The sequence below is a fragment of the Paenibacillus doosanensis genome (assembly GCF_025060755.1).
Taxonomy (GTDB): domain Bacteria; phylum Bacillota; class Bacilli; order Paenibacillales; family NBRC-103111; genus Paenibacillus_S; species Paenibacillus_S doosanensis.
Genome location: NZ_JANYUY010000017.1, coordinates 36,446 through 63,292, shown reverse-complemented (window position 1 = coordinate 63,292; position 26,847 = coordinate 36,446). Strand labels below are relative to the sequence as shown.

Sequence of the window (26,847 nt, the reverse complement as noted above, 5' to 3'; positions counted from 1 at the left end):
TTCTTATCCTATCTCTGCCAGGTAACTGGTTTATCGAGTATGACGCCATCTGTCTGCACCCATTGACGGAGACTGCCCTCTTGGGCTTGAATGACGATGAAATACAAATCGCCGGCACCATTATTGCGAAGCGTACGTTCGCCTTCAGGCGAAACACGAATAGCCGTTCCTTCCTGCACATCAAAAATCTGTCCGTCCACCTGAAACTGACCTCGTCCGCCGATGAAAAGATATAGCTCCTCATTCTCGCGATGGGTGTGATAGAACGGGATAGAGCCGCCCTCCGGCAGTTGGTTCAATGAAACTTCCATACCGGTTAGTCCAAGCCTGTCTTTCAGAAAGTACTTACCGGGAGCAGGGTCCTTTGACATATTCAAAAGATTGCTCAAAGGACCGGCTTCCACAACGCTGAAATGATTACCATTCATTTGTAAACTTCCTTTCAAGTGGAGTTAAGTAGGCGCATGAAGAATCATGCCTGACACTCAGTATATTCTATGTACTTGCAATTTGCAATTACAAACTTGCAGAATGCAAGCGTGAATTGTATAATTAAATTATGAAAAAGCGAACTTCCACCGTTTGTCCCATTGTATATGCACTCGACATCTGGGGCGATCCCTGGAGCCTGGTCATCTTGCGAGACGTCCTCATTCACAACAAGCGGTATTACCGCGAGTTTCTTGCCTCGCGCGAGCGGATCTCAACCAATATATTGAGCGCACGGCTCCAATCGCTCGTCGAAGCGGGCCTGCTCGTTAAGATCGAAGGAGAGACGAATCGCGCACAAACGATGTACCGTCCGACGCCAAAAGCTCTTGATCTGTTTCCGGTCGTATTTGCCATTATGCACTGGGGGCTTAAACACAATCCGAATACCGATATGAGTATACCGATCATGCAGGAGCTGATAACCGACGAAAAAGGGCTGGAGCAGCGTCTAAGGCGGAATTTCGACGATATTGCTCCATAGTAACCGCTGTATTTCTCTTGAGCATTGATACTGATCATGGCGGAAGAGTGCTCCGCCGGCCGTGTTCGCTCAAGTAGTGATTTATATCACATCCTATTATTTTCCTGAGCGCTATAATGTAACTATCAAACGTATGAGGTGATGGACGATGCTGTACTCTAAAATTCTTGTTGCTTACGACGGCTCGGAGGCTGCAGACAAAGCTCTCGATTCCGCAATAAAGCTAGCCAAATTGAACCATTATTCGAAAGTGGATATCATTCATGTTTACAGTCCCCCAACCTACGTCGTAGGCGGCGCGGTTTTCATTGCCCCCGTTGCGGTAGAAAACAACGATGCGGAATATTCCGAGCAAGTCGTAGCCAAGATCAAAGAGAAAATAAACGATTTTACGAATATACATATCGAGGTAAGACAGGGCGTTATAACGAAAGAAATTTTGGGCTATGCCAACGAAATCGAGGCGGATTTGATTGTGATTGGCAGCAGAGGACTTAGCGGCATTGGCGAATTTGTGCTCGGCAGCGTCAGCCACAATGTCGTTCAGCATGCCAAGGTTCCGGTGTTGGTAATTAAGTAAAATAAGTAAAGTCAAAGCAGCGGCAGACTAGGGCCATTCGGTTCTTCGTCTGTCGCTGCTTTTCTTTCGATCGGGGCAATAAAATTATGCATGTGGACATCCGTTCCGGCGAACGGCGAGTCCATTTTTTTATGAATATGAAGGCCAAATGTGATATGATATGGTTTATTTTAATTTGCAACCGCCCGGGAGGAACCGATGTGAGCCCGATTCGCTTAACCCGCAAAAGCTTCTCGCAAAAATTAATCGCCAGTCTGGCCGTTATTATCCTGTTCACCTTTGCCGTATCGGGCTATATCAGTTATAAAATTCATCTCAACTTGTTTACGGACGAGATCAGCGAGCAGTTCTCCAAGACGAACGAGCAGGCGGCGGCCCGGCTCGATTTGCAAATTCGCGATATTTACCGTATTTCCAATTTCATTGTATTCCACCCATATGTACAGCAGGTGCTTGAGCGTTCGGCACAGACCGAGCAGCGGGAGACGTATACGCAGCTTTCGGATCAAGACGAGCTGAACAAGCTGTTGTTTCAGGTCAAATACGACGAGCCGAAGCTGATCGGGATGTATCTTTACGACACGATGGAAAACGGATTTATATTCAGCGGGACGAATAGTTCCTTTACTGCTCAGCTGCCGAAGGAAGCGTTCACACAGATCAAAGCTTCGCTGGAAGGATCTTTCGGCAACCTGATCTGGTTCCCTCTTCAGCTGCCCAGCCGCAATGCGGATTCGGGGTATCAGACTTTTTTTGCGGCGGCCCGGCAAATGAAGACGGTGCAGCAGGAACCGTACGGAACGATGGTGATGCTGTTCGATCAATCGCTCATTTCCGAATATTTGGACGATCTTGTCAAGGATGCGCAGGCCAATGTATTTCTATATGATAAAATGGACCGTCTCGTCTATAGCGATATATCGGATGCGGGGGCGGCGCCGAAGCCCGGAGACGTGGGGAACCGCAGCACGATGGATGTGGATAGTAAACCGTATCTGTACGCGAAGAGCCGCTCCGGCCAAGTCGACTTTACGCTAATCAGCCGCGTATCGCTGGATTCGCTGCAATCGCGCAGCGGCATCATTGTTCAAGTGAATCTGCTGATCGGCATTATCAGCTTGTTATTCGCCGGGTTGCTGGTCGCCTGGACAGGCAGCCGGCTGCTCCGTCCTCTGCGCGAGCTCGTTCGGGGGATGGCCCGGATGAGGGAAGGCGATATGAAGACCCGGCTTGCAGTGCGTACGGACGATGAGCTGGGCTTCCTGGCGCGTAATTTCAACTCGATGGCGGAGCATGTGGATACGTTAATCAAGGAAGTATACGAGCGGCAGTTAAGTGAACGCGAGGCGGAGCTTACCGCGCTGCAGGCTCAGCTGAATCCCCATTTTCTTCATAATACGCTGGATACTATTTATTGGATGGTTTATTTGAAGGATGATCGCGAGACCGCCACGCTCGTCGTATCGCTATCCGATATGCTGCGCTACGCTCTGGAGCCGGTTGAGACCGACACGACGCTGGAAGACGAGCTGAACCAAATTCGCAGTTATTTGACGATTCAAAATCACCGGTTCGGCCATCAGCTCGAGACGATCGTTGAAATGGAGGAAGAGCTCGCGGGCATTCCTGTGCCGCGGTTAATTCTTCAGCCGCTGGTCGAAAATGCGTTCGTTCACGCCTTCACGGACATGCCTGCCGGTCAGATTCTCAGCATTCGCGCCTACCGGGGGATGACGTCTGATGCATCTGATGCTCGGACGACGGAAGCGGCGCCGGCGATCGTCATCGAGATTATTGATAACGGCAAGGGCCTGACGGCGGAGCAGATCCGTTCCATCCTGGGTTCAGCGCGGGGCGCCCGAAAGCAGATCCAGCCGGGTGAAACCGCTTCCGTCACCGAAAAGAGAAGACGCACTCACATCGGGATTCGCAGTGTGATCCGAAGGCTCGATCTGCTCTACGGCGAGCCGTACGGACTTAAGATCCAATCCTTGAATGGAGCTGGAACGACATTCAGAATGTATATACCACTGGGAGGGAACATAAGCAGATGACAGGCAGCATCATGATCGTAGACGACGAGCCGTTAATCCGCAGAGGGCTCAGGAAGCTGATCGAGACTAACGACCTGGGCTGGCGCGTGGCCGGCGAAGCGAGTAACGGGCAGGAAGCGCTGCTGCAGCTGGAGGAGCTGAAGCCGAATCTGATCCTGAGCGATATTCGGATGCCGCTGATGGACGGGCTGGAGCTGGCCCGGCACATATCGGAGCGCAGCTGCGGGACGGCGGTTATTCTTCTGACCGGCTTCCGGGATTTCGAATATGCTCAGGCGGCCGTGCGGTACGGCGTGAAAGATTTTTTGCTGAAGCCGTGCCCCGAGGAGGAGATTTGCCGCGTGCTTCGCCAAGCCTGCGAGCAGCTGCGGGTGAAGACGGAGCAGAGGCGAGTCCGGGAGGATCATGCCTTGCGTTCGGTTCTTCTGCGATTGCCCCAGCCGGCAGGGGAGCCGCCTCAGTCGATGGATTGGCTGAACGGACGGGACTTCTGGCTGGTCAGCGTAGAGACGTTTCTCCCCCAAGGCAAACAATACCGGGCCGAGGATGTAGAGCTGCTGCAGTTCGCGATAAGCAATATCGCAGCGGAGCTTATGTCGAGCCGGGGGAGCGGCGGACGCTGGATGACGGTGGAATACGGGAGATTTGCCTTTTTTCTCGAGCCGGATTCCGAGGACGGGGCATTCTTCGAGCATTTGCTGAAGACGGTGCAGCGTCTGCTCGGGCTTCCGCTAAAGGCGATGCGACTCGGGCCGGTCAAGACGGAAGCGGATGCCGAGCGGCTGTATGTTATGCACAGCGCCGCTTCGCCGCTCCTCGCAGCTTCCGACAGCAAGTACAGTCGGATCGACGAAGCGAAGGTGCAGGCGCTTCATGCGGAAATTACTTCCCTGCTGCTGCTGGGGAAGCATTCGGAGATCGGCGCCATCCTTCGGCAAAGCTTCGAGAGCCGGCCGGAGGTGCCGCTGGCCGAGCGGAAAGCGGATGCGCTCTGCCTCGCAGCGGTCGTCCGCGAGGTGCAGCGCAAGGAGCTGGAGAAAGAAGCGGAACCGGGAGACATCGCCTCCGAGCTGGAAGGGCTCCTGGGTCTGTCATCGACCGATGCCGTCAACGAATGGATTTCGGAGCGGATCAGCTCGCTGGAGCGCGCTACCGCGCAGTGGCTGGAGGAGCGCAAGAGCGGGCTCATCGAACGGGCCATCCGTTATTTGAAGCAGCATTACATGGAGGAATGCAGTCTCGCGGCTGTAGCGGCCCACGTTCATTTGAATCCGAACTACTTCAGCAACCTGTTCAAGAAGCAGACAGGCGAGAGCTTCAGCGGCTATTTGACCAGGCTCCGTATGGAGAAAGCCAAGCTGCTCTTAACGAATACGGATATGAAAATTATCGAGATCGCCGAAGCGGTCGGTTATGCGGATTCGAATTACTTCGCTACGGCCTTCAAGCAGTCGGCAGGCTGTTCGCCGAGCGAATACCGCAAGCAGCCTCGTACTTAAACTATAGCGCCCTGACGGAGATTCGAGCCGTTCAGGGTCTTTGTTTTTTTCACTTCTGTAAAAATTCAAGATTTGCCCGTAGAGAATGAAGGAATCGCCGGCGAATTTCGATTTACAATGAAGATGCGAAAGAAACAGAGAGGAGCAACCATGCTATGGCAACCGCACCAACCTCCGGGAAACCCGCTGTCATGACCGAGCAATCCGCATCCGCCGCAGAGCTGCAGCGAAGGATGAGACAGGCGTCGCGCCGCCGAAGATGGAAAGCGAATATTCCGTTAATGCTGCTATTTATTCCCGGACTGCTCTACTATGTCATCTTCAAGTATCTCCCGATGGGCGGCCTGATGATCGCCTTCAAGGATTACAATTTTTTTGACGGGGTGCTGGGCAGTCCCTGGATCGGCATGCATAACTTCGAGACGATCTTCAAGCAGCCGCAGACGCTGAACATTATCCGCAATACGATTGTGCTCAGTCTCTTGAACGTAATTGTCGGCTTTCCGTTTCCGATTGTTCTTGCGATTTTGCTGAACGAGGTCAGAAGAACATGGTATAAGAGATGGATTCAGACGATCGTGTATTTGCCTCATTTCTTCTCTTGGGTCATTATCGGGGGCTTTATCTTTACGCTGTTCGCCACGGAATCCGGGACGATCAACCAGCTGCTGAAAGGATGGATGGAAGAGCCTTTCCCGTTTTTGTTCAATCCCGGATCATGGATCGCCATCTATGTCGGCTCGGGCATCTGGAAGGAGATGGGCTTCAGCGCGATCATCTATTTGGCCGCCCTCACTTCGATTGACCCCAGCCTGTACGAATCCGCCAGCTTGGACGGGGCGAATAAGCTGCAGCAAATACGACATGTCACGCTCCCCGGCATCAGTACGACGATCGTGCTGTTGTTCATTCTCGCCATGGGACGCATTATGGAGGTCGGCTTCGATCATGTCTACGTGCTGCAGAATGCCGTCGTCTCCAATGTAGCGGACGTAATCAGCACTTATATGTACCGGGTAGGTCTGCAAGGAGCGCAGTTTAGTCTGACGACGGCTATGGGCTTGTTCGAATCGATCGTGGGCTTAATTCTCGTGCTCAGCGCCAATGCGCTGGCCCGCAAGTTCGACCGGGGACTCTGGTAGAGAAGGAGGAATCATGATGAGGGCTTCAATGGGAGAAAAATGGTTTTACGTGATCAACAACATCGTTCTGGCTTTGCTCGGGCTAACTTGTCTGTTTCCGTTAATCAATACGATTGCGATTGCCTTCAGCGATACGGCCGCAATCGAAGCGGGGCGCGTCAGCTTCTATCCGGTCGGATGGAATACGGAAGCATTTACTTCGCTGTTTACGGGGACGCCGATTGTAGGCGCTTTCCAGAATAGCGTTGTCATCACCGTCATCGGCGTCATACTCAGTATGGCTGCGACGATCATGACCGCTTATCCGATTTCCCGCCGCATCTTTTACGGCCGGCGATTTTTTACGCTGGCGATGGTATTCACGATTCTGTTCTCCGGAGGGCTTATTCCGACCTATTTGGTCGTCAAGTCGCTCGGACTTATGAATTCATACTTTGCGATCTGGCTCCCATCGCTGGTGAGCACGTACAATCTGCTGGTCATGAGGACCTTCTTCGAAAATATTCCGAGCGAAGTCGACGACGCCTCGAGAATCGACGGCTGCTCCGAGCTCGCTTACCTGCTGCGGATCGTGCTGCCGCTGTCCATGCCGGTCATTGCCACCTTGACCTTATTTTATGGCGTCGCTTACTGGAATACGTTCTTGCCCGTGCTCATCTACATCCAGGACACCGGCCGATTCAACCTGACGGTTCTTGTACAGAATATGATTCAAAGTCAAAATCTGCTGCAGGAGCTCGTAAACAGCGGCATAACCTCGGGCGTGCAGGCCAATGTCGTGCCTGAGTCGCTAAAAGCCGCCGGGGTGCTGGTTGTCGTGCTGCCGATGCTTGCCGTCTATCCTTTTCTGCAAAAATTTTTTGTCAAAGGTGTTATGCTTGGTTCCGTTAAGGGCTGAGATCATCATATACACATCTATATACATGGAGAGGGGTTTCAGTATGAAAAAGCAACGATTGGTAACCGGGGTGCTGCTGTTTACGATGACGGGAGGCACTCTGCTTGCGGGCTGCTCGTCCTCCAAATCCGATGGGGCGCAGAGCGGAGCGGACGGCTCGAAGACCGAACCGAAGAAGGATATTTCGGTATCCATCTATGACCGGGGCAACGTGTCGCCCGATGAAGGGACGATTGAGAACAACCGCTGGACCCAATGGATGAACGAGAACGGGCCGGCCAACGCGAAATTCGTCGCCATTCCTCGCGCCAAGCCGGAGGAGAAGATTAACGTGCTGTACGCCTCCGGCAGCGCTCCGGACTTGCTGTTCGAATATTCTCCGAAGATCAAGGACACGCTTCAGCAGCAGAAGCAGTTTATGCCGATTGACGAACTCATTGACAAATACAGTACGGAATATAAGAAGGTGCTGCAAGATAATCCCGCGCTGAAAAAAGCGGGTACGAAAAGCGACGGCAAGCTGTACTATTTCGGAAAAATCAACTGGGTCGAGCCTAACCGCGGTCTGTTGATCCGCACCGACTGGCTGAAGAAGCTGGGGCTCTCCGCACCGCAGACAACCGACGAATTGTACAAAGTGTTAAAAGCGTTTGCAGAGCAGGACCCTGACGGCAACGGCAAGAAGGATACTTACGGCATATCGCTCAGCAGCAACTCCAGTTTCAGTCTGAAGCAAATGTTCGGAGCCACCTCCAAATGGGTCGTGCACAACAACGAGCTGGCGCTCGATTGGGACCGCCAGAAGGAATATTATACTTTTGCCAAGCGTCTTTATGACGAAGGCTTGATCGATAAGGATTTCACGACGGACACCAACGGGGCCAAGGCGAAGCAGGATTTTATTACCGGCAAGGTCGGCATTTACGGTTTCCTTACTTCCGATGTTGTCACGGATACGCTGATGGGGACCATCGATCCGCTTAAGAAAAATGTATCCGGAGCCGATGTCGCGTTCATGCCGTATCCGAAGAGTCCTTTCGGAGCCTTCGTACCGACCTTCAAAAACCCGGTGCAGATGGTCGCGGCGATCAGCGCAACGGCGAAAAACCCCGAAGCCGTCGTCAAGTACATCGATTTTTCGCTGAAGGATACGACGACGAAAGCGCTCGATTACGGCATTGAAGGGACGCATTATAAAATGACCGACGGCTGCCCGGAAATTATCGACGCGGCAACGTCGAAGAAGCAGGTATCCGATCTTACGCTGGATATGAGAATGCTGGAAAATGTCGGCATCAGCTATAATAAATGCGATGTACCCAAAGTGGCGTTCAAGAGCGACCCGCGCAAGGACGAGTATCAGAACACCTACGATTCGTTCCGGTCGACCTACATGACGTTCGATCGCGGCTACCCGGAGCTGACGCATTCCGAGCATATGCCTACGCCTCCGAAGGATCTTAACGCTATTGAAACGAATGCCGACAAAGCCGTCGGCGACATTTGGCTCAAAGCGACGGTTAGCGGAAGCAAGTACAGCATCGAGCAGGCGCTCAAAGATGCGCAGGACGCTTGGTCCAAGGCCGGCGGCGCGCAAGTGGAGGAATGGTACAAAAATTGGTATCAAACCGACCGGAACAATTCCATATTGGCCAACGACATTTTCGATATTGCCAAAAAGCAAAATGAGCAGTATAAAAAAATTGTGCAAGATTTGAAGTAAATGCGAAGGGATGGAGAGTTTTTCTCCATCCTTTTTCACCACATTGGAGGGATATCCGTGAAAACCGTATTTATTTTAATGGACTCGTTGAATCGTCATTACTTGAATGCGTATGAACCTTCTTGGGTACAAACGCCGAATATCGACCGCTTGGCGAAGAAAGGCGTCGTCTTCGACAACCATTATGCCGGCTCTCTGCCATGCATGCCTGCGCGCAGGGAGATCATGACGGGCCGTCTCAATTTCCTGGAATCGCGCTGGTGCCCGCTGCAGCCTTTTGATGAGGCGTACCCGAAGGTGCTGAGCCAACAATCCGGGACCTACTGCCATATGATCACGGATCATTATCATTACTTTGAGGCGCCGGGCTTTGGCTATCATACCCCTTTTCGCACGTGGGAATTTATTCGCGGTCAGGAGGGCGATCATTGGCAGCCGCGCGTGAAGGACCCTGAGATTCCCGTCTATCGAGGGAAAAACCGCCGGCAGGACTGGATCAACCGCAGCTGCATGAACCTTGAGCGAGATGAGGATTATCCTACGACGCAATGCTTTATGCGGGGAATCAATTTTTTGCAAAACAATCACGATCAGGATAATTGGCTGCTGCACTTGGAAGTGTTCGATCCCCACGAGCCGTTCGTTTGTCCGCAGAAATACCGCGATCTTTATGCCGATACGTGGAGCGGGGCCTATCATTTCGATTGGCCGAATTATGCGCCTGTCGACCCGGAACACGAAGGACCCGATGCGATAGAGCATATTCGTAAAAGCTATGCCGGTACGCTGACGATGGCCGATGTGTGGCTGGGGAAGCTGCTCGACAAGATGGACGAGCTTGACTTATGGAAGGACACGACCGTTATTCTGACGACGGATCACGGACATTTGCTCGGCGATTACGGGTATTGGGCTAAAAATTACATGTTCGATTACCGGAAGCTGGCGCATATTCCGCTTATCGCATACCGTCCCGGCTCGCCGATGAACGGGAAGCGGGTAGAGGCGCTCACGTCTACCGTCGATTTGATGCCTACGCTGCTGGAGCTGCACGGAGCCGTTCCTTCCGGGCATGTACAGGGGAAATCGCTGGCGCACCTGTTGCAAAAAGACGGAAAGCACCATGACGCCGTCCTGTACGGTTACTTCGCCAAAGACATAACCCTAACCGACGGCCGGTGCACCTATACCCGCCAGCCGGTTCGCGATTCCGTCGCATACCATCATACGGCGACGCCGGTCGTATCCGATCCGGCTCGAACCGGGTACGAGCATGCCGAGCTCGGGACCTTTTTGCCGCAAACGTCCATGCCGGTCTATCGCGTAGCGGAAGCATCGCGCAGACATCATAACGCGCCGGAGCATCATTTATTGTACGACATCGAACAAGATCCTGAACAAACGTCGGCCATTCGCAATCCCGCTCTGGAGGATCAGTATGCCTCCAAGCTGCGTCAACTGCTGATGCAGTACCAAGCGCCGGAATGGCAGTTCGCTAGAATGGGTCTTCGTTAATCTTCCACCATGTTCTTCGTTGCCTGATACATATCTGCTGTATACTTGTCAATTTCATCGCGCGTCATACGTAAGCGAGCCGCGGAAGTGCCGTATCCGATTTCCTTCTTGCCTTCCGCTAACCCTTGAAAAATGCCGTCCGCAAAGGCATCCAAAGGCTCTCCATGCACGTGCAAGCCTTGTCCGCCTAAATCGGTGTTCACGGCCGGAGGAGCAATCTCGATCACTTCAACGGACGTATCCGACAGCTGATGCCTAAGACTCATGGTAAATGAGTGAAGCGCCGCTTTCGTCGCCGAATAAATCGGAGCAATCGCAAAAGGCGTAAACGCTAATCCGGACGTAACGTTCAAGATCGCCGCCGCTTCCCGGGCAGCGAAATACGGAGCGAATAGCATCGAGAGATGAATAGGAGCTTCGATGTTCGTTACTAATTCGTTATTGAAATAGTGCCAGTCGTTCTTGGCGTCGGCTTTCAAAACGTTAAAACGCTGCTGGATTCCCGCATTGTTCACCAGCACATTCACTTCCGGATAGTTCGCCGTTACCCAATCAAATAAGGCCGTACGGTCGGACTCGTTAGTCAAATCATTACCATAAGTGATTAGGCCAGGAAGCCGTTCCTTTACGGTTTGAAGCGCCTGTTCGCGTCGGCCGGTAACGATGACGGTATTTCCTGCTTTGAGAAAGCGTTCTGCAAAAGCGAGTCCGATGCCGGCGCTTCCGCCTGTAATCAATATAGTATTTCCGGAAAGTTTCATTGGAGTTCCTCGTTTCCTTTGTTTTTTAATTTTTTATAACGCGTGATTTTTGTCTCAATTCCTTGCAGGGATTCCGTCATCAACGAAATCTTGTCCAGCACGGCTTGCTTGTGATTTTCCATCATTTGAAGCCTGAGCTCGATGGTGCTGTCACCTTGTATGACCCAATCGACATACTGCTTAATCACGGTGATCGGCATATGGGTATTTTTTAGATAAATAATGATTTTGAGGAGCGTCATTTGATCTTCCGAAAATAACCGCCTGCCTGCTTCATCGCGCTCGATTAGCGGCAGCAATCCTCTTTTTTCATAATATCGTATCGTTGATTCCGGAATATTGAATTTGGCTGCAGCTTCGCTAATCGTACAATACTTCATTTGAAGACCTCCAAATTATTGTTGCCTTGTCGACATGTATAAGATACAACTTAAACCATGGTTTAAGTCAACAACAAATATAGCATGATCAGCATGCGAGGATCGGCTATCGTTCATTTCCGGAAGATTATGCCTTGATATCGGGCTGCTTATAATGATTTAATAGGTATAAAAAGCGGGAGGCGTCGGATGATGGGCATTTTGGAAAAAATGAGATTGGACGGGAAGAAGGCGTTTGTTACCGGGGGAGCAAGAGGCATCGGAAAGAACATTGCCATCGCTTTAGTGGAAGCGGGAGCAGATGTGGCTATCGTCGATGTCGATCTGGACGAGGCCCGCAAAACGGCGGAAGAACTGGCTGCGCTCGGCGCGAGCACCATGGCGCTTCAGACGGATGTCACCGTGCCCGAGCAAGTGAATGCCATGCTGGAAGAGATTGCGCAAAGATTCGGGAAACTGGATATTGCCTTCTGCAACGCGGGGATTTGCATCAATGCTCCGGCCTCGGAAATGACTTACGATCAGTGGAAAAAAGTGATGGACATTAATCTTACGGGCGTATTTCTCACCGCTCAGGCAGCCGGAAGACAGATGATCCGGCAAGGCAGCGGCGGTTCGATTATTAACACCGCGTCGATGTCGGCTCATGTGGTCAATACACCCCAGCCGCAATGCTCGTATAATGCATCCAAAGCGGGCGTGATCCAGCTAACCAAATCGCTGGCCGTCGAATGGGCTCAGCATCATATTCGCGTCAATTGCATTAGCCCCGGTTATATCGGCACCGAGCTGACGTTGAACTCGCCTACATTGAAGCCTCTCATCGAACAATGGAATGCCATGTCCCCGCTGCGCCGCATGGGCCGCCCGGAGGAGCTGCAAGCGATTGCCGTATATTTGGCCGGAGATGCGAGCCACTTTACAACAGGATCGGATTTTATTATTGACGGGGCCTATACTTGCATATAGTCGAAGCATGTCAGCAATTATCACATAATGAGGATGAGGTTAGCCGGTTAACAAGCGGCTGGCCTCTTTTTATTGAAGGGTTTACATTTACTTATATATTGTGTTACTTTTTAATAATAACGTGTCACGAAATTCCGAAGATACAATTTCATTATCGAGGTGAGCTATTCAGATGTCCATTTCATCCAAACGCTTCTTGAAATCGTCTTACTTGCTTGTTATCTTGTTCGCTGCAGTTTTTCTGTTTACCGCTTGCAGTTCAAGCTCCTCCCATTCGGCAACAGACAATCGCACATCGTCTGAAGCAGGGGGAAAAACGATTCGATTCTCGTCCGCTAACGATATCGGGCCGTTGAATCCTCATATGTACGCTCCGAACCAAATGTTCGCGCAAAATATGGTGTATGAATCGCTAGTTAAATATGTTGACGGAAAAGTCGTTCCTCATCTTGCCGAGAAATGGGAAGTGTCGAGCGACGGAAAAGAATATACGTTCTTTCTTCGCAAAGACGTCAAATTCTCTGACGGATCGGTCTTCAACGCTGACATTGTGGTGAAAAATATTCATGCGGTCTTGGCTAACAAACAGCGTCATAGCTGGCTGGAGCTGGTGAATCAGATTAACGACGCAGCAAAGGTCGACGACTACACCGTGAAAATCATATTGAACAACCCCTATTATCCTATGCTGCAGGAACTGGCCTTAATTCGGCCGATCCGTTTTTTGGGAGAAGCGGGTTTTCCCGAGAGCGGCAATACTTCCGAAGGGATTAAAGCGCCGATCGGAACCGGGCCTTGGGTGCTGACGGATTACAAGATCAATGAATACGCCGAATTTAGTAAAAATGAAAACTACTGGGGAGCAAAGCCGAAAGCAGATAAAATTCGCGTTGCCGTTATTCCCGACGGCGAATCTCGAGTGCTTGCATTTGAAAATAACGAGCTTGATGTGATTTACGGCGATGGGAGCATCAGCCTGGATTCGTTTAAATATTTGAAGGAGTCGGGAAAGTACGAAACAGCTATTTCCGATCCCCTTTTTACCAAATCCATAGCAATGAATTCCAACAAGGGACCGCTGAAAGATATTAACGTCAGAAAAGCCGTCGAATATGCTTTCAATAAAAAATCGGTCATCGACAATGTTTTCTACGGCACGGATAAGCTGGCCGATACGCTGTTTCCGGCTAATTTTCCTTATTCTAACGTGAAGTTAACGCCATATACGTATGATGTAAGCAAAGCGGAAAAGCTGCTGAATGATGCCGGCTGGGTGCTGCCCGCGAAGAAAGAGTTCCGGGAGAAAGACGGAAAGGCGCTGGAATTGGAGCTGAGCTTTGACAGTGCCAACAACGTACATAAAGCCATCGCGGAAGTGCTGCAAGGGGATTTGCGAAAAATCGGAATCAATGTAAAGCTTATCGGCGAAGAAAGCCAGTTATTCGGACAGCGGCAAACCAACGGCAATTTCGATATGATTTTCAGCGATACGTTCGGCATACCGTATGATCCGCATGCGATGGTATCCTCCATGCGCGTGCCTTCACATGCCGACTACCAGGCGCAAGCCGGATTGCCGATGAAAAAAGAGCTGGACCAAAAAATTGAGGAAGCGCTGCTCAGTACGGATGAGAATACGCGGCAGCAGCTATACAATTACATTCTCACTACGCTGCACGAGCAAGCCGTGTATTTGCCGATATCGTACGGCACGAATTTGACCGTGTATCATAAAAACATTAAAGGGTTGGAGTTCGGACAAATGAATAGCGAGATTCCCTTTGAGAAAATGGATAAAGAATAGGAGTCAATGAGGGAACTATGGCCTGGTTCATCGTAAAGCGCGTGCTCGGCATCATACCCATTTTATTCGGCGTTTCGCTCATCACTTTCCTGATCGTGCGCCTGCTTCCTGTCGATCCGGCCGAAGCATACTTGAGGTTATCGAAAATTCCCGTAACGGATGAGGCGGTTCAGCTTGTCCGAGAAGAGCTCGGATTGAATCAGCCGTTATATGTTCAATATGTTCATTGGCTAAGCGGTGCAGTGAAACTCGATTTCGGCAGCTCTTATATAAGCAAGAAGCCGGTGTGGGATGAGATGCTGCATTATCTTCCGGCGACACTGCAGCTTACGTTTTCATCGATTGTTCTGGCCTTTGTGATCAGTCTGCCGATCGGCATCTTGTCGGCGCTGTATAAAGACCGATGGGTTGACCATGTTAGCCGGACGCTCTCCTTTATCGGAGCGGCTGCGCCGAGTTTTTGTCTGGGCTTCCTGTTTATTTATATTTTTTCATTAAAGCTAGGCTATTTTCCGGTATCGGGGAGGGGGAGTCTACTGCACTTGATCCTGCCTTCCCTCACTTTGGCCTTGGCGTCCGTGGCGGTCTACACCCGGATGCTTCGGGGCAGTACATTAAACGAATTGCATCAGCCGTATGTTCTCTATGCCAGAGCAAGAGGACTTCGGGAGAAATGGGTCATCGGAAAGCATGTGCTGAGGAATGCGATAACCCCTCTGGTTACCACGATGGGCATGCATATCGGTCATAAATTAAGCGGTTCGATTATTGTGGAAAATGTATTTGCATGGCCGGGCATCGGGCGCCATTTTGTCAATGCTCTGTTCGGCAGGGACTATCCGGTCATATTATGCTACGTGCTGCTTGTTACGACGATTATTGTCATTTGCAATTTACTGATAGATATTTTTCATGCCATGATCGACCCCCGGGTGCGCAGGAATGGAGGGCAGTAGCAGCATGGATTCCGTTATGTGGAAAAAGTTAACAAGCAACAGATTGACATTGCTCAGCTGCACGATGCTTATCCTCATGCTCGTTCTTGCCCTGTTCGCGCCATGGCTCACGCCGCACGACCCTAACTTCGTTAGTCTGGAGCATAAGCTGGAACGGCCTTCGGCTGCCTATTGGCTTGGAACGGATCATCTGGGTAGAGACATCTTATCCCGATTGATCTACGGGACAAGAATTTCACTAGGGATTTCTTTTATCGTGATGGTGTTGATTATTATCATCAGTGTAGCTATCGGAACGCTATCGGGGTATAGCGGCGGCGTTATCGATCGCATATTTATGCGTTTTTGCGATTTGTTAATGGCATTTCCCAGTCTCATTCTATCTCTTGCCATGCTCGGAATTCTCGGACCCGGACTGGTCAACGTCATCTTTGCGATGGTCATGTCTTACTGGGTGTGGTATGCGCGCTGGATTCGCGGTATGGTCATGACGGCCAAGCAGCAAAATTTTATTTTAGCCGCTAAAATCGCCGGAACTCCCGGTTATAAAATTATTTGGTTCCACATTCTTCCTAATATATGGCCTCCTACAATCGTATTGGCCACTTTAAATTTGGGGAGTATGATTTTAAGCATTTCCGGCCTCTCCTTTTTGGGACTGGGCATTCAGCCTCCTATGCCGGAATGGGGGGCCATGCTGAATGACAGCAAGCAATTTCTGAAAAGCAATCCGATGCTGATGCTGTATCCGGGCTTATGTATTATGCTGGTCGTCATGGCCTTTAATTTTATCGGAGACGCTTTGAGGGATGCGTTAGATCCACGTCAAGAAAGGATGAGGTAGTGTCCGTGGACAAGCACATCGTTTTAAGCGTAGATCATCTGCATATTAGCGTGTCAACGCCTCATGGAATGAAGAAAATAGTGAACGATGTCAGCTTCCGATTAAACCGCGGAGAGGTACTAGGACTTGTGGGGGCCAGCGGGAGCGGGAAAACGATGACTTGCCTGGCGATCATGGGCCTGCTCCAGGAGTCCGCCATCATAGAAGAGGGATCGATACTTCTGGAAGGCAAAAATCTGCTGCAGGCGACCCCAGCTCAAATGAGAAGCATACGAGGAGGGCGTCTCGCGGTCGTTATGCAAAATCCGATGAGCGCCTTTAACCCTACGGTGACGATAGGCAGTCATTTTATGGAGACGCTTCGAGCCCAACGTTCATTGTCGCGGGCGGAAGCTCGCGAGCTGGCAGAGACGTATCTCGGTAAAACCGGTCTGCCTCGCCCGGCTGAAATCATGAAGCAGTATCCGTTTCAATTGAGCGGAGGGATGCTTCAGCGGGCGATGATCGCCATCGCGATGTCGTTGCAGCCGGCTGTATTGATCGCCGATGAGCCTACTACGGCTTTGGATACGGTTCATCAGATGCGGTTGCTGGAGCAAATGCGCCGTCTGTGTGAGGAGCAGGAGACGGCTATGCTGCTTGTTTCCCATGATCTTGGCGTTATTGCCTATATGGCTGACGAGGTGATGGTCATGCAAGAGGGGAGCATTGTAGAAAAAGCCCCGGTCGCCCGGTTGTTCGATGGTCCAGAGCATCCGTATACCCGTATGCTGCTGGAAGCAAGACCGGGTATCGGTCTCGTTTAAAATGCTCGTGTTGCGAACAGGAAGCTTTCTTAGGGGTGGGAGTATGCTTGAATTAAGGAATGTAAGTAAAAGCTATACTATAGGTGCCTCAACCTTGTTGAATAAGCAAACCTTGAAAGCGGCGGACAACATTTGCCTTTCCTTGGAGCAAGGCATGTGTCTGGGGCTGGTCGGCGAGAGCGGCTCCGGCAAGAGTACGCTGGGTAAGATGATCTTGGGTCTGGAGAAGCCGGATGACGGCGAAATTTGGTTTGAAGGCAAAAACTTGTTAACCATGAGCAGGAGAGAACGCCAGAGCGTTCGCCGCAAAATTCAAACGGTTTTTCAAGATTGCTACAGCTCATTGAATCCTAGATGGCCTGTCTATGAATCCATAAGAGAACCTTTAAAAAATTTCGAGAAACTGAGCGCGCGCGAGGAAAAGAGAACCGTTCAAGAATTACTGGTATCGGTAGGCTTAAGCCCGGATGATATGGCTAAGTATCCTCATCAATTTAGCGGCGGGCAATTGCAACGAATAAGTATTGCCCGCGCCATCGCGCTCAAGCCCAAGCTAATAGTCCTGGATGAAGCCGTCAGCAGTCTTGACGTGCTCATCCAGCATCAAATTCTGAAGCTTCTGGATGAGTTGAAAGAGCAGTATTTGTTGTCCTACTTGTTTATCTCCCACGATATGATGGCCGTTCGTTCAATCTCGGATCGATTGGCGGTCATGCACAAAGGACAAATTGTCGAAACAATACATTGTTCCGACCCGCTGTCTTCAATGAAGCATCCTGCATCCAAGCAGCTTTTGGAATCCGTTCTCCCTAGCCGCCCGAGAGCTCGGGCAAATATTCATAATAATAAGGAGTGGGTAAGCAATGACAGCCAATGAACAAAGTTATGAGGTATGGTGGAACAACAACGAACGCGAAGCTCTAATGGAAGAAGGGCATCTGAAGGGCTGGCTTCAGCTGATCGCAGCCTTAAAGGAAGAAGATTTATCGGAATATTCCGTTCTGGACTTCGGTTGTAATCGGGGCGGCTTTTTAAGGCTGCTGCATCAAATCAAGCCGTATAAGAAAGCGACAGGCATCGATTTGGGACGGCAGTCCATTGACATTGCCAATGAAAGAAAGGGCAGCTTACCTATCGATTATAGGGTATCTGGATCTCCTGAACAGCTCGAAGGCCAATTCGATCTTGCTTTTTGTCTGTCCGTCATTTATTTGATCGATGATTTAAAGACGCATGCCTGGAAGTTGAGCAAGGCGCTAAAGCCCGGCGGCGTCTATTATGTCACCTACACGGATTTAACGGCGAACCCCAGCCGCGATTTTTTTAAAGAAGAGATTGAAAAGTACAGCCATTTGAATGCTAATATGCATACTCTCGACGATATTGCCTCCGCTTTTAGTAACGAGGGGTTTCGGGTGGAAATCAAGCGAAGAGTGCCGACCGACTTTATTACAGTCTCCGGCAAGGAGAAATATTTCAGGAACTTGAACGACGAATTGATGTCCGTCTATGAGAACGGTTATATATTCCGATTTACGAAAATGTAAAAAAAACGCCCGGACTATTTGAATAGTCGGGCGTTTATGCTTACCTACTTAGTAGAGAAATCCACGAGAAACAATGACGAGCAGAATGAAAAGTACGAGAATCACACCCGTAGAAGTAAACAAACCTCCACAACTGCAGCTACCTGCTACTCCCAATCCCATTGCGACTTCCTCCCTCCCGAGTTCTAAGGTATTGTATGTGTTTGTGCCGCTCATGGACTGGGCAAAACGGAAAATTGTTTAAATATTAGAGCGTTAAGTTTAATTGCCCCCCAACCTTTCACGGACTTGCTGCCGAAGAATTTAACGCTGCCTTGCTTTGGTTACGTAATAAAAATAAGGATTCCGACATATTTTTACAGTAGATTTTGGGTTTGCGGATAACGGTATGACCGGGTTCTCGAACCGTGTAATGTCATGGATGGAGGTAGACTAATGTCTTCTCAAGGTGAAGGGGTACTGGCAGTCGGTTCAGGAACCATCTTGATCGAGCTGGTTAAAGCATGGTATGAATCGCGTTTATCGAAGCTATCCGTGTTGGCAGTCAACATGCCGCGAGCCGAAGCGGAGCAGCTTAAGGAAGCCTCGGAACAGGCGCTTACGGGCAATCCGGAAACATCTCCGAATATTATTCTAGCCGAAGCGGAGGGAGTCGAAGTGAATTGGGCCGCGGCGATCAGGCCGTTTTCGTTTATTTTGTATGCTGCTGAGCACAACGACCTGGAGGAGCTTGAAAAGCTTCAGACCGCCTGCACGGCAGAAAAGAAACCGCTCCTTCCTGCAACGAATCTGCGAGGAATAGGCATGGCCGGGCCGCTGCTTCATCCGGACGGAGAGGGGGGCGGGCAGAGTGCATGGCGGCGCATTCACGCGTCCGTATTCCCTCCTGGATGGGAAACGTATCCTTTATATAGGACGACCGCAACCCTCTTATCCAATCTTGTCGTATATGAATACCATAAACGGCTTGCCGGAGAGGGCGAGCCGAATCGCAATAATCATTGTTATATCTTGAATCCGCTCACGCTGGAGGGAAGCTGGCATCAGGTTCTCCCGCATCCTTCCTTATCGGCTCGCAAGGCGGTCGTCATGACGACGGAGCTGGAGCGAAATCTCGAATCGGATCAGGAACCGGATGTGGAGCAATGGTTTTCTTGGTTTGAAGGGCTGACCTCCAAGGTGTCGGGTATTTTCCATGTTTGGGAGGAAGGTGCGTTGAAGCAGCTTCCGCTGGCGCAATGTCTCGTGCAGCCCGTTGACCCGCTATCCGAAGGCTTTGCGCAGCTTTTGCCGGCCATCGTCTGCAGCGCTTTAACGCATGTAGAGGCCCGGCGGGAGTCCGGGCTTGCAGGAGTGGAAGCCTATGCCGCTCGCATGACCCCGCTATGGATACCTCGGCTATCCTCGAGCCAGGAGGACATCGGCATCGGAGCAGGACTCACGTTCGCCGAAGCGGTCGGGCGCGGGCTGGTCGCTTGTTTGACCCAAGAGCTGGAAAGACGGACCCTTCATCATGAGAGGGTCCTCACCCGCATGGAAATTGGCCGAATCGAAGATACTCACTGCCGGTATTATTTGCAAGCTCTGAATATTCAGGAGGGCGAGATTCTCGTAGCATCCGAAGAGCCGTTGCTCGGGTTTCCGGTCGTATGGGTCCTCTCGGATCAATCCTGGTATGGCGCAGTAGGCCTTGACATAACCTTGGCGCTTCGCCGATCGCTGCAACATGCATTGATGAAAACGGAAAGCGCCGCGGTTCGTTCCGTTGCTTGGAGCGACGATAAGCCGCAGCGCATCGCCGTTTTTCCTGCAGCCTCCATCGGTCACGCCGCTAGAATGCTTTCAGCGCTAAAGACCTTGAAGCAGCATCATAAACGGCTGGAGGTGTTCGACATGCGGTGCGAGCCTTTTATGAAAGAAGGGCTGCTTGAAGTCGTTGGCGTACTGCTCGGTGAGGAGGAATCCCTATGAATACCGTCGTTATTATCGGAGAGGGGCCGTTGGCGGATACGGTGTGCAAGTATTTGTCGGAATTCCCGATAGTGCGCAGATCCGCTTTCGGCGAGGATTTGCCGCCTGCGAGGCTGGTATTGGTGCTGAGCGGGAACACCTCCGTTCATCTCCAGGCAGAAGAGATACTGCAGCCGCTCGGCATCCCTTGGCTGCGCTGTTATGAATCCGATGGAGAAGGAGTGGTGGGGCCGCTAGTCCGTCCCGGGACGGCGGGCTGTTCGCAATGCGCGGAAAACAGGTACTCCATGGCAAGGAACAGCAAGGAGGATATAGGCGACCTGCTCATGAGACTCACCTCCTCCGATTCTCTCCCTATACCGGTTCCGGAGGTATCTCCTTTCGCATTGCGGCATCTGGCGTCTATAGTTTCTGCAGAAGCGGCTAAAGCGCTTCAAGGAGATAAACCGCATTCGGAAAACCGCATCTATCTGGTTAACCTGATGGATCTGAATACGACAATTCACTACATTTTGCCGGACGCATCATGTCCTGTTTGCGGCCAATGTCCGGAGGATTCGAAGGAAGCAGCTCAGCTAACGCTTGGATCTTGCAAAAAGCTCAGCAGGGATACTTACCGCAGCCGCTCGATGAGCGATTTGCAGAAGGTTCTGGTTAAGGATTATTGGGACAGCCGGACCGGGCTCTTCAACGGCAGGGAGTTTAGCTTCCTGTCCACTTTTGCATGCGCGGTTGTGAATCTTCCTTTGCCTATGGCCAATGAATTGACGGGAGGTCATTCGCATTCGTTTGCAGACAGCGAGCTGGCAGCCATCCTCGAAGGATTGGAGAGATATTGCGGGATCGCCCCCAGAGGAAAACGAACGGTTGTGTATGACAGCTTCGTTAACTTGAAGGATGATGCCATCGATCCGTTGAAGGTGGGGCTCCATGCGCAGGAGCACATGGAACGGCCGGATTTTCCCTATCTGCGGTTCGATCCCGATGCCGATATTTCATGGGTTTGGGGATACTCGTTACTGCAGGAACGGCCGATTTTGGTTCCCGAGCTGCTGGCTTATTACAGCCTGGGCTATGGAGGCGGTTTTGTCTATGAGACCTCTAACGGCTGCGCGTTAGGCGGGAGCCGGGAAGAAGCCATCTTGCACGGCATTTTGGAAATCGTTGAGCGCGATTCGTTCTTGATGACCTGGTACGCCAAGCTGCCCGTTCCACGGCTCGATTATCGTTCGTCGGGCGACAAAGAACTGGTGACGATGATCGAACGCGTAAGAGCCGTAACGGGATATGAAGTGCTGTTGTACAATACGACGATGGAAAACGGCATTCCAAGCATCTGGGCTATAGCGAAGGGGGGAGCGAATCAGTCATTGAACCTTGTTTGCGCCGCAGGAGCCCATCTGGACCCTATCCGTGCAGCCAAGAGCGCCGTGTATGAGCTGGCTGGAACGATCACCAGAGTGGAGGCAAGCTGGAACGAACGCCGAGATGATGCCGAAGCGATGTTCCATGATTCATTCCTGGTGGAATATATGGAGGATCATTCCATACTGTATAGTTTGCCGGAAGCGGAGGAGCGGCTAGGATTTTTGCTGGATGAACGGCGTCCTCTGCGGACATTCGGCGAAGAATTCGGCCCTGCAGCGGCTAATGACGATTTAACGGATGATCTGAAGCAGGTTCTTGAGGTATTTCGCGGCTTGCAGTTGGACGTCGTTGTCGTCGACCAGTCAACGAGCGAGACGCTCCGCAACGAGCTGTACTGCTTCAAAGTGCTGATACCGGGAATGCTGCCGATGACGTTCGGACATACGCTTACCCGCTTGGCAGGTTTGAACAGAGTGTTGGAAGTGCCGATGCAGCTCGGATATACCGATCACAAGCTGTCGCCGGAGGAGCTGAATCCTTATCCGCATCCGTTTCCGTAGACCCGTAAGGCTCCATTATCAGCCTATACTTTCGAAGATAATTCTTGTATGTTATTACATACGGAGCAAACAATCAATTCGAGGCTGTTAAGGAGGGACCGGTTTGAGGACGGATATAAGCAATTGGATGCCGCTTAGTGTTAAGGAAATCAATGAAATTTTTTCGGCTATTCCGATACGTTGGTGTATTGCCGGGGGCTGGGCCTTGGACTTGCATCTGCGCAAACAAACTAGGGAGCATAGCGATGTTGACGTTATTATTACCCGTGAAGAGCAGTTCACCGCTTATCGGTATTTAAAAGAGGATTGGATATTATACAGGGCCGAGGACGGCAAGCTGAGTTTGTGGGAAGACGGGGAGTATTTGAACTCGACGAATGACGTATGGATTAGTAAGAGCGACGAGTCGCCTTGGGCTTTTCAGCTGATGATCATTGATACCGAAGAACCCTATTGGACTTATAAGAGAGACAGATCCATTCGAAGGCCGGTAGCGGACATTATTTTGAAAACGGAAGAAGGCATACCTTATTTGAGACCCGAAATCCAGCTTCTGCATAAAGCAGGCAGTTCGAAAGTAAGGGAGAAAGATTACCGTGATTTTCAAACGATGCTGCCGTCGCTTCGGGAACAAGAAAAAGTATGGCTGAAATCTTCTTTACTCCGGCAGTTCCCGCAAGGTCATGATTGGGTCCGTTTTTTGTAAATGCTGATCCAAGAAGCTCGAATACAATCAAAAAAGCCTGATTCAATTGAATCAGGTTCTTTATATTGCATATGAGCAGGCACAGTGCTATAATCAATTTACGACTTTTTATTTTATGTGGACATAAATAATCTATCTTACAATTTAATTGTAGCATACCAGTCAAGCTCTTGTCAAATGTTTTTCTCAAATGAATGGTTAGGAGAGATGTTGGATGCATTCGTTGGTTCTCGATTTTCAAGAAATGGAAAAAACGCAGCTTTCGCTCGTTGGCGGGAAAGGATTCCATTTAGGGAAATTATCTAAAATTGAGGGAATACGAGTACCGGAAGGATTTTGTGTTACAACAGCGGCATATCAACAAGCCATCGAACCAAACGAGACGTACTACGCTCTGCTCCATAGACTAACCACGCTGCAAGCAGAAGACCGCGAGTCCATCGGTGAAATTAGCGGGAAGATTCGGCAAGTCATTATCGAAGCGGAAATGCCTTCCGATGTTACGGAAGCCGTTAGTCGCTATCTCTCCCGGTTTGGCGAGGAACATGCGTATGCGGTTCGTTCCAGCGCGACGGCCGAAGATTTGCCGCATGCCTCGTTTGCCGGCCAACAAGACACCTACTTAAATATTATCGGCCTGGACGCGATTTTGCAGCATATTCGCAAATGCTGGGCCTCCCTCTACACGGATCGAGCGGTCATCTACCGGATGCAGAACGGATTTGACCACAGCCAAGCGTATGTATCGGTCATCGTTCAAAGAATGGTGTTCCCGCAGGCTTCGGGCATTTTATTCACCGCCGATCCGATGAGCGGGAACCGCAAGCTGCTGACGATCGATGCCGGTTTCGGCCTGGGAGAAGCGCTCGTCTCCGGCCTGGTCTCGGCCGATGTTTATAAAGTACAGGATGAGACTATCGTCGATAAGAGGATAGCGGCCAAAACATTGGCTATCTATGGACGGGAAGGGGGCGGAACAGCGACCAAGCAGATCGATCCTGACCGGCAAAAGACTCCGGCACTTACCGAACGGCAAATTGTACAGCTGGCACGCATCGGAAGACAGATCGAAGCTTACTTCGGCCAGCCGCAGGATATCGAATGGTGCCTGGATCAAGATGCATTTTATATTCTTCAAAGTCGGCCGATTACGACGTTATACCCGATCCCTGAAGCGAATGATGGGGACAATCACGTCTATTTATCCGTTGGCCATCAACAAATGATGACAGATCCCATCAAACCGTTAGGATTGTCTTTTTTCCTGTTAATTACTCCCGCACCTATGCGCAAAGCCGGCGGGAGGTTGTTTATTGATGTTGCACCGATGCTGGCTACACCTGCCGGCCGGGAAGCTCTATTAAAAAATTTGGGCTCCGATCCGCTTATAAAAGGCGCACTCGTGACCATCATAGAGCGGGATTTTATAAAATTGTTACCAAATGATCCAACAGCGCCGATTCCGAACAGAATGAATACGGATATGCCGACACCATTCGAGAACGGTCCGGCAATCGTTTCCGATTTGATTAAACGTAGCCAAGCTTCGATAGAAGAGTTGCAACAAAACATCCAAACGAAATCGGGAGCGGATTTATTTGATTTTATTCGGGAAGATATCCAGCAATTAAAGAAGATCTTATTTGACCCGCAAAGCTCGGCTGTGTTTATGTCCGCCATAAACGCTTCAGCATGGATCAATGAAAATATGAACAAGTGGCTGGGTGAAAAAAACGCAGCAGATACGCTTTCTCAATCCGTACCGAACAATATTACTTCGGAGATGGGGCTGGCGCTGCTCAATGTCGCGGATGCGATTCGCCCTTACCCGGAAGTCGTTAATTATTTGCAGCAGGTTAAAGACGATCGCTTCCTGGACGAACTGATTCAACTGGAGGGCGGACAGGAAGCCCGAGACGCTATCGAGGCTTATCTCCATAAATACGGGATGCGATGTACCGGAGAAATCGATATTACGAGAACCAGGTGGAAGGAAAAACCAGTTACACTGGTCCCGATGATTGTTAGTAACATCAAAAACTTCGAGCCGCAGGCCGGGAAACGGAAATTTGAGCAAGGCCTCCGGGAAGCGTTGGAGAAAGAGCAAGAGTTATTGGAGCGATTGAAGTTATTGCCGGATGGCGAACAAAAAGCCGAGGAAACGAAACGAAGGATCGATCTTATCCGGAATTTTATCGGCTATCGCGAATATCCGAAATACGGCATGATTAACCGCTTATTCGTGTACAGGCAAGCTTTATTGAAAGAGGCCGAACAACTCGTGCAAGCCGGCGTTATTCATGAACAAGAAGATATCTATTATCTCACGTTTGAAGAGCTTCACGAAGTCGTACGCGCAAACAAACTGGATGAGCAGATCGTCAACAAACGAAAGGACGAGTACAAATTATATGATAAACTGACTCCCCCGCGTGTCATTACGTCGGACGGGGAAATCATTACCGGTGAGTACGATCAGGATCATCTCCCGGCCGGAGCGATCGCAGGTCTGGCTGTTTCTTCCGGGGTGATTGAGGGGCGGGCACGCGTCATCTTAAAGATGGAGGACGCCGATCTGGAAGAAGGGGATATATTGGTCACCCCCTTCACTGACCCTGGCTGGACGCCGCTGTTCGTCTCCATTAAAGGACTGGTCACCGAAGTCGGCGGACTGATGACCCATGGAGCAGTGATCGCGCGCGAGTACGGCTTGCCGGCCGTTGTCGGGGTAGATCATGCCACCAAACGGATCAAAGACGGACAGCGAATCCGCGTGAACGGAACAGAAGGGTATATCGAGCTACTGTAACCTGGATAAACATCGGAAGGACTTTGTTTCGCCAATAAGCGACACAAAGTCCTTCTTACTTATATTGCCGCGGGCTTTTGCCCGTATGTTTTTTGAAAAATTTCGAAAACGAAAATACATCATGAAACCCGAGGTCCGCAGCGATTTCGGAAATGCTTTGTTCTCTATAGCGAAGCAATTCCTCTATCTTCTGAATCCGAATATGATCGATAAACGATTTCAAGCTTTCACCGGTATTCTCCTTGAACTTCTTCGATAAGTGACTGCGTGAATACGACAATTCTTCAGCAAGTTCGTAGATCGTCATCGATTTTCCGTTTCGTTTATATATGCTGTCCATCATTCGCTTGACTAACAACTCGGACGAATCGTTAATTTCCCGGAATTCGCCGGAGTGAACGTAATGAAGTATCGTTTCAAGAAAGCCGCCCACAAATACTTTTTCGTATTGCATGTAAGGCGATGCATGAATGGCCGTCTTGAACGCGGAGATGAGCTTCCTCGTAATCATATTGCTGTGAATAATCCCGGTCCAATAGGGAAGATCGCCTGTTTCGCGCTCAAATTTGATCGATATCCAGGCGACAGGCGGCTCATTGTACCCAAATCCATGCTCTACGCCTGGGGGAACCAGGAGCATATCGCCAATCTCCAGAGATCGCATCTCACCGAGCAAATTGCATGTAATGACTCCTTCTGTTGCAATCTCAAGCTGCCAATAATCATGCGTATGCGGCAGCACCTTAGACGGGGATAGCTTCGAGCCGAAGCCGACGGAGAGCACTTGGGATTTCATAGGCATCCTCTCTATAAGTGCAGGAATTATGATAGAAAACGGCATTTATACAAGTATTACGACGATTTGGACATTCATTTTACATAACGCCCATGTTATTTTAAAAGTATTATAGAATAAAATGTATGCGTTAACAAGAGGAGGAGCTCTGGCTCCGGCACAATCATGCAACAAGGAGAGAACGCT

Annotated in this window: 24 protein-coding genes; 19 read left to right on the top strand and 5 right to left on the bottom strand. The window is 50.5% G+C overall.

Annotated features, from left to right (window positions below; all coding sequences use genetic code 11):
* Positions 1-8: 8 nt before the first annotated feature.
* Positions 9-428 (bottom strand): cupin domain-containing protein, encoded by a 420-nt coding sequence (locus N0M98_RS14240; protein ID WP_259618293.1) that lies wholly within the window; start codon positions 426-428, stop codon positions 9-11.
* Between the two features lie 131 nt (positions 429-559).
* Here N0M98_RS14240 and N0M98_RS14235 point away from each other — a divergent pair, with 131 nt between their 5' ends.
* The 8 genes from N0M98_RS14235 (at position 560) to N0M98_RS14200 (ending at position 10,384) form a co-directional block, all read left to right on the top strand.
* Positions 560-973, top strand: a complete 414-nt coding sequence (locus tag N0M98_RS14235) for a winged helix-turn-helix transcriptional regulator (RefSeq protein WP_249863350.1) — start codon at positions 560-562, stop codon at positions 971-973.
* A 148-nt stretch (positions 974-1,121) separates the two neighbouring features.
* Positions 1,122-1,553, top strand: coding sequence for a universal stress protein (locus N0M98_RS14230; RefSeq protein ID WP_249863349.1), 432 nt, complete (start codon positions 1,122-1,124; stop codon positions 1,551-1,553).
* Positions 1,554-1,753: 200 nt separating this feature from the next.
* The gene (locus tag N0M98_RS14225) at positions 1,754-3,607 is read left to right on the top strand and encodes a sensor histidine kinase (protein ID WP_259618292.1); all 1,854 of its coding nucleotides are present in this window, start codon (positions 1,754-1,756) and stop codon (positions 3,605-3,607) included.
* Positions 3,604-5,106 (top strand): response regulator transcription factor, encoded by a 1,503-nt coding sequence (locus N0M98_RS14220; RefSeq protein WP_259618291.1) that lies wholly within the window; start codon positions 3,604-3,606, stop codon positions 5,104-5,106. The genes N0M98_RS14225 and N0M98_RS14220 overlap by 4 nt, the downstream gene beginning before the upstream one ends.
* Positions 5,107-5,297: 191 nt before the next feature.
* Positions 5,298-6,248 (top strand): ABC transporter permease, encoded by a 951-nt coding sequence (locus N0M98_RS14215; RefSeq protein WP_259618318.1) that lies wholly within the window; start codon positions 5,298-5,300, stop codon positions 6,246-6,248.
* Between the two features lie 16 nt (positions 6,249-6,264).
* Complete coding sequence (locus N0M98_RS14210; RefSeq protein ID WP_259618317.1) at positions 6,265-7,146, top strand: carbohydrate ABC transporter permease; 882 nt, start codon at positions 6,265-6,267, stop codon at positions 7,144-7,146.
* A gap of 43 nt (positions 7,147-7,189) precedes the next feature.
* Positions 7,190-8,869 (top strand): type 2 periplasmic-binding domain-containing protein, encoded by a 1,680-nt coding sequence (locus N0M98_RS14205; RefSeq protein WP_259618290.1) that lies wholly within the window; start codon positions 7,190-7,192, stop codon positions 8,867-8,869.
* 57 nt (positions 8,870-8,926) lie between these two features.
* Entirely contained in the window at positions 8,927-10,384 is a 1,458-nt protein-coding gene (locus tag N0M98_RS14200) for a sulfatase (protein ID WP_259618289.1), read from the top strand.
* On the opposite strand, the gene N0M98_RS14195 is transcribed toward N0M98_RS14200, so the two are convergent.
* Positions 10,381-11,145, bottom strand: coding sequence for an SDR family oxidoreductase (locus N0M98_RS14195; protein ID WP_259618288.1), 765 nt, complete (start codon positions 11,143-11,145; stop codon positions 10,381-10,383). The genes N0M98_RS14200 and N0M98_RS14195 overlap by 4 nt on opposite strands.
* Entirely contained in the window at positions 11,142-11,525 is a 384-nt protein-coding gene (locus tag N0M98_RS14190) for a MerR family transcriptional regulator (protein ID WP_259618287.1), read from the bottom strand. Before N0M98_RS14190 ends, N0M98_RS14195 begins: the two co-directional genes overlap by 4 nt.
* Before the next feature lie 192 nt (positions 11,526-11,717).
* Here N0M98_RS14190 and N0M98_RS14185 point away from each other — a divergent pair, with 192 nt between their 5' ends.
* The 7 genes from N0M98_RS14185 (at position 11,718) to N0M98_RS14155 (ending at position 18,451) form a co-directional block, all read left to right on the top strand.
* Positions 11,718-12,494 carry an SDR family oxidoreductase gene (locus N0M98_RS14185; protein ID WP_259618316.1) on the top strand — a complete coding sequence of 259 codons (777 nt, stop codon included), beginning with the start codon at positions 11,718-11,720 and terminating at the stop codon, positions 12,492-12,494.
* Positions 12,495-12,666: 172 nt separating this feature from the next.
* Positions 12,667-14,298 carry a nickel ABC transporter substrate-binding protein gene (nikA, locus tag N0M98_RS14180; RefSeq protein ID WP_259618286.1) on the top strand — a complete coding sequence of 544 codons (1,632 nt, stop codon included), beginning with the start codon at positions 12,667-12,669 and terminating at the stop codon, positions 14,296-14,298.
* A gap of 17 nt (positions 14,299-14,315) precedes the next feature.
* On the top strand, positions 14,316-15,254 hold the full coding sequence (nikB, locus tag N0M98_RS14175; RefSeq protein WP_249863341.1) for a nickel ABC transporter permease: 939 nt from the start codon (positions 14,316-14,318) through the stop codon (positions 15,252-15,254).
* 4 nt (positions 15,255-15,258) lie between these two features.
* Positions 15,259-16,098 carry a nickel ABC transporter permease subunit NikC gene (gene nikC / locus N0M98_RS14170; RefSeq protein ID WP_259618285.1) on the top strand — a complete coding sequence of 280 codons (840 nt, stop codon included), beginning with the start codon at positions 15,259-15,261 and terminating at the stop codon, positions 16,096-16,098.
* A gap of 5 nt (positions 16,099-16,103) precedes the next feature.
* On the top strand, positions 16,104-16,904 hold the full coding sequence (locus N0M98_RS14165; protein WP_259618284.1) for an ABC transporter ATP-binding protein: 801 nt from the start codon (positions 16,104-16,106) through the stop codon (positions 16,902-16,904).
* A gap of 1 nt (position 16,905) precedes the next feature.
* On the top strand, positions 16,906-17,781 hold the full coding sequence (nikE, locus tag N0M98_RS14160) for a nickel import ATP-binding protein NikE (protein WP_310943720.1): 876 nt from the start codon (positions 16,906-16,908) through the stop codon (positions 17,779-17,781).
* The gene (locus N0M98_RS14155; RefSeq protein WP_249863337.1) at positions 17,768-18,451 is read left to right on the top strand and encodes a class I SAM-dependent methyltransferase; all 684 of its coding nucleotides are present in this window, start codon (positions 17,768-17,770) and stop codon (positions 18,449-18,451) included. Before nikE ends, N0M98_RS14155 begins: the two co-directional genes overlap by 14 nt.
* 48 nt (positions 18,452-18,499) lie before the next feature.
* Here N0M98_RS14155 and N0M98_RS14150 read toward each other — a convergent pair whose 3' ends face one another.
* Positions 18,500-18,613, bottom strand: a complete 114-nt coding sequence (locus N0M98_RS14150; RefSeq protein WP_249863336.1) for a YjcZ family sporulation protein — start codon at positions 18,611-18,613, stop codon at positions 18,500-18,502.
* 273 nt (positions 18,614-18,886) lie between these two features.
* On the opposite strand from N0M98_RS14150, the gene N0M98_RS14145 reads away from it, so the two are divergent.
* The 4 genes from N0M98_RS14145 (at position 18,887) to ppsA (ending at position 25,865) form a co-directional block, all read left to right on the top strand.
* Complete coding sequence (locus tag N0M98_RS14145; RefSeq protein WP_259618282.1) at positions 18,887-20,422, top strand: hypothetical protein; 1,536 nt, start codon at positions 18,887-18,889, stop codon at positions 20,420-20,422.
* On the top strand, positions 20,419-22,350 hold the full coding sequence (locus tag N0M98_RS14140) for a TOMM precursor leader peptide-binding protein (protein WP_259618281.1): 1,932 nt from the start codon (positions 20,419-20,421) through the stop codon (positions 22,348-22,350). Before N0M98_RS14145 ends, N0M98_RS14140 begins: the two co-directional genes overlap by 4 nt.
* Before the next feature lie 103 nt (positions 22,351-22,453).
* Entirely contained in the window at positions 22,454-23,056 is a 603-nt protein-coding gene (locus tag N0M98_RS14135; RefSeq protein ID WP_259618280.1) for a nucleotidyltransferase domain-containing protein, read from the top strand.
* Positions 23,057-23,270: 214 nt separating this feature from the next.
* Positions 23,271-25,865, top strand: coding sequence for a phosphoenolpyruvate synthase (ppsA, locus tag N0M98_RS14130; protein ID WP_259618279.1), 2,595 nt, complete (start codon positions 23,271-23,273; stop codon positions 25,863-25,865).
* A gap of 55 nt (positions 25,866-25,920) precedes the next feature.
* On the opposite strand, the gene N0M98_RS14125 is transcribed toward ppsA, so the two are convergent.
* Positions 25,921-26,661: an AraC family transcriptional regulator gene (locus N0M98_RS14125; RefSeq protein ID WP_259618278.1), complete on the bottom strand. Its 741-nt coding sequence runs from the start codon at positions 26,659-26,661 to the stop codon at positions 25,921-25,923.
* Positions 26,662-26,847 lie beyond the last annotated feature (186 nt).

What these genes read in the sequence shown, in the direction of transcription:
- N0M98_RS14240 (WP_259618293.1), bottom strand. Translation starts at nt 428, where the DNA reads ATGAATGGTAATCATTTCAGCGTTGTGGAAGCCGGTCCTTTGAGCAAT.
- N0M98_RS14235 (WP_249863350.1), top strand. Translation starts at nt 560, where the DNA reads ATGAAAAAGCGAACTTCCACCGTTTGTCCCATTGTATATGCACTCGAC.
- N0M98_RS14230 (WP_249863349.1), top strand. Translation starts at nt 1,122, where the DNA reads ATGCTGTACTCTAAAATTCTTGTTGCTTACGACGGCTCGGAGGCTGCA.
- N0M98_RS14220 (WP_259618291.1), top strand. Translation starts at nt 3,604, where the DNA reads ATGACAGGCAGCATCATGATCGTAGACGACGAGCCGTTAATCCGCAGA.
- N0M98_RS14215 (WP_259618318.1), top strand. Translation starts at nt 5,298, where the DNA reads ATGACCGAGCAATCCGCATCCGCCGCAGAGCTGCAGCGAAGGATGAGA.
- N0M98_RS14210 (WP_259618317.1), top strand. Translation starts at nt 6,265, where the DNA reads ATGAGGGCTTCAATGGGAGAAAAATGGTTTTACGTGATCAACAACATC.
- N0M98_RS14205 (WP_259618290.1), top strand. Translation starts at nt 7,190, where the DNA reads ATGAAAAAGCAACGATTGGTAACCGGGGTGCTGCTGTTTACGATGACG.
- N0M98_RS14195 (WP_259618288.1), bottom strand. Translation starts at nt 11,145, where the DNA reads ATGAAACTTTCCGGAAATACTATATTGATTACAGGCGGAAGCGCCGGC.
- N0M98_RS14190 (WP_259618287.1), bottom strand. Translation starts at nt 11,525, where the DNA reads ATGAAGTATTGTACGATTAGCGAAGCTGCAGCCAAATTCAATATTCCG.
- N0M98_RS14185 (WP_259618316.1), top strand. Translation starts at nt 11,718, where the DNA reads ATGGGCATTTTGGAAAAAATGAGATTGGACGGGAAGAAGGCGTTTGTT.
- nikA (WP_259618286.1), top strand. Translation starts at nt 12,667, where the DNA reads ATGTCCATTTCATCCAAACGCTTCTTGAAATCGTCTTACTTGCTTGTT.
- nikB (WP_249863341.1), top strand. Translation starts at nt 14,316, where the DNA reads ATGGCCTGGTTCATCGTAAAGCGCGTGCTCGGCATCATACCCATTTTA.
- nikC (WP_259618285.1), top strand. Translation starts at nt 15,259, where the DNA reads ATGGATTCCGTTATGTGGAAAAAGTTAACAAGCAACAGATTGACATTG.
- nikE (WP_310943720.1), top strand. Translation starts at nt 16,906, where the DNA reads ATGCTCGTGTTGCGAACAGGAAGCTTTCTTAGGGGTGGGAGTATGCTT.
- N0M98_RS14155 (WP_249863337.1), top strand. Translation starts at nt 17,768, where the DNA reads ATGACAGCCAATGAACAAAGTTATGAGGTATGGTGGAACAACAACGAA.
- N0M98_RS14150 (WP_249863336.1), bottom strand. Translation starts at nt 18,613, where the DNA reads ATGGGATTGGGAGTAGCAGGTAGCTGCAGTTGTGGAGGTTTGTTTACT.
- N0M98_RS14145 (WP_259618282.1), top strand. Translation starts at nt 18,887, where the DNA reads ATGTCTTCTCAAGGTGAAGGGGTACTGGCAGTCGGTTCAGGAACCATC.
- N0M98_RS14140 (WP_259618281.1), top strand. Translation starts at nt 20,419, where the DNA reads ATGAATACCGTCGTTATTATCGGAGAGGGGCCGTTGGCGGATACGGTG.
- ppsA (WP_259618279.1), top strand. Translation starts at nt 23,271, where the DNA reads ATGCATTCGTTGGTTCTCGATTTTCAAGAAATGGAAAAAACGCAGCTT.
- N0M98_RS14125 (WP_259618278.1), bottom strand. Translation starts at nt 26,661, where the DNA reads ATGAAATCCCAAGTGCTCTCCGTCGGCTTCGGCTCGAAGCTATCCCCG.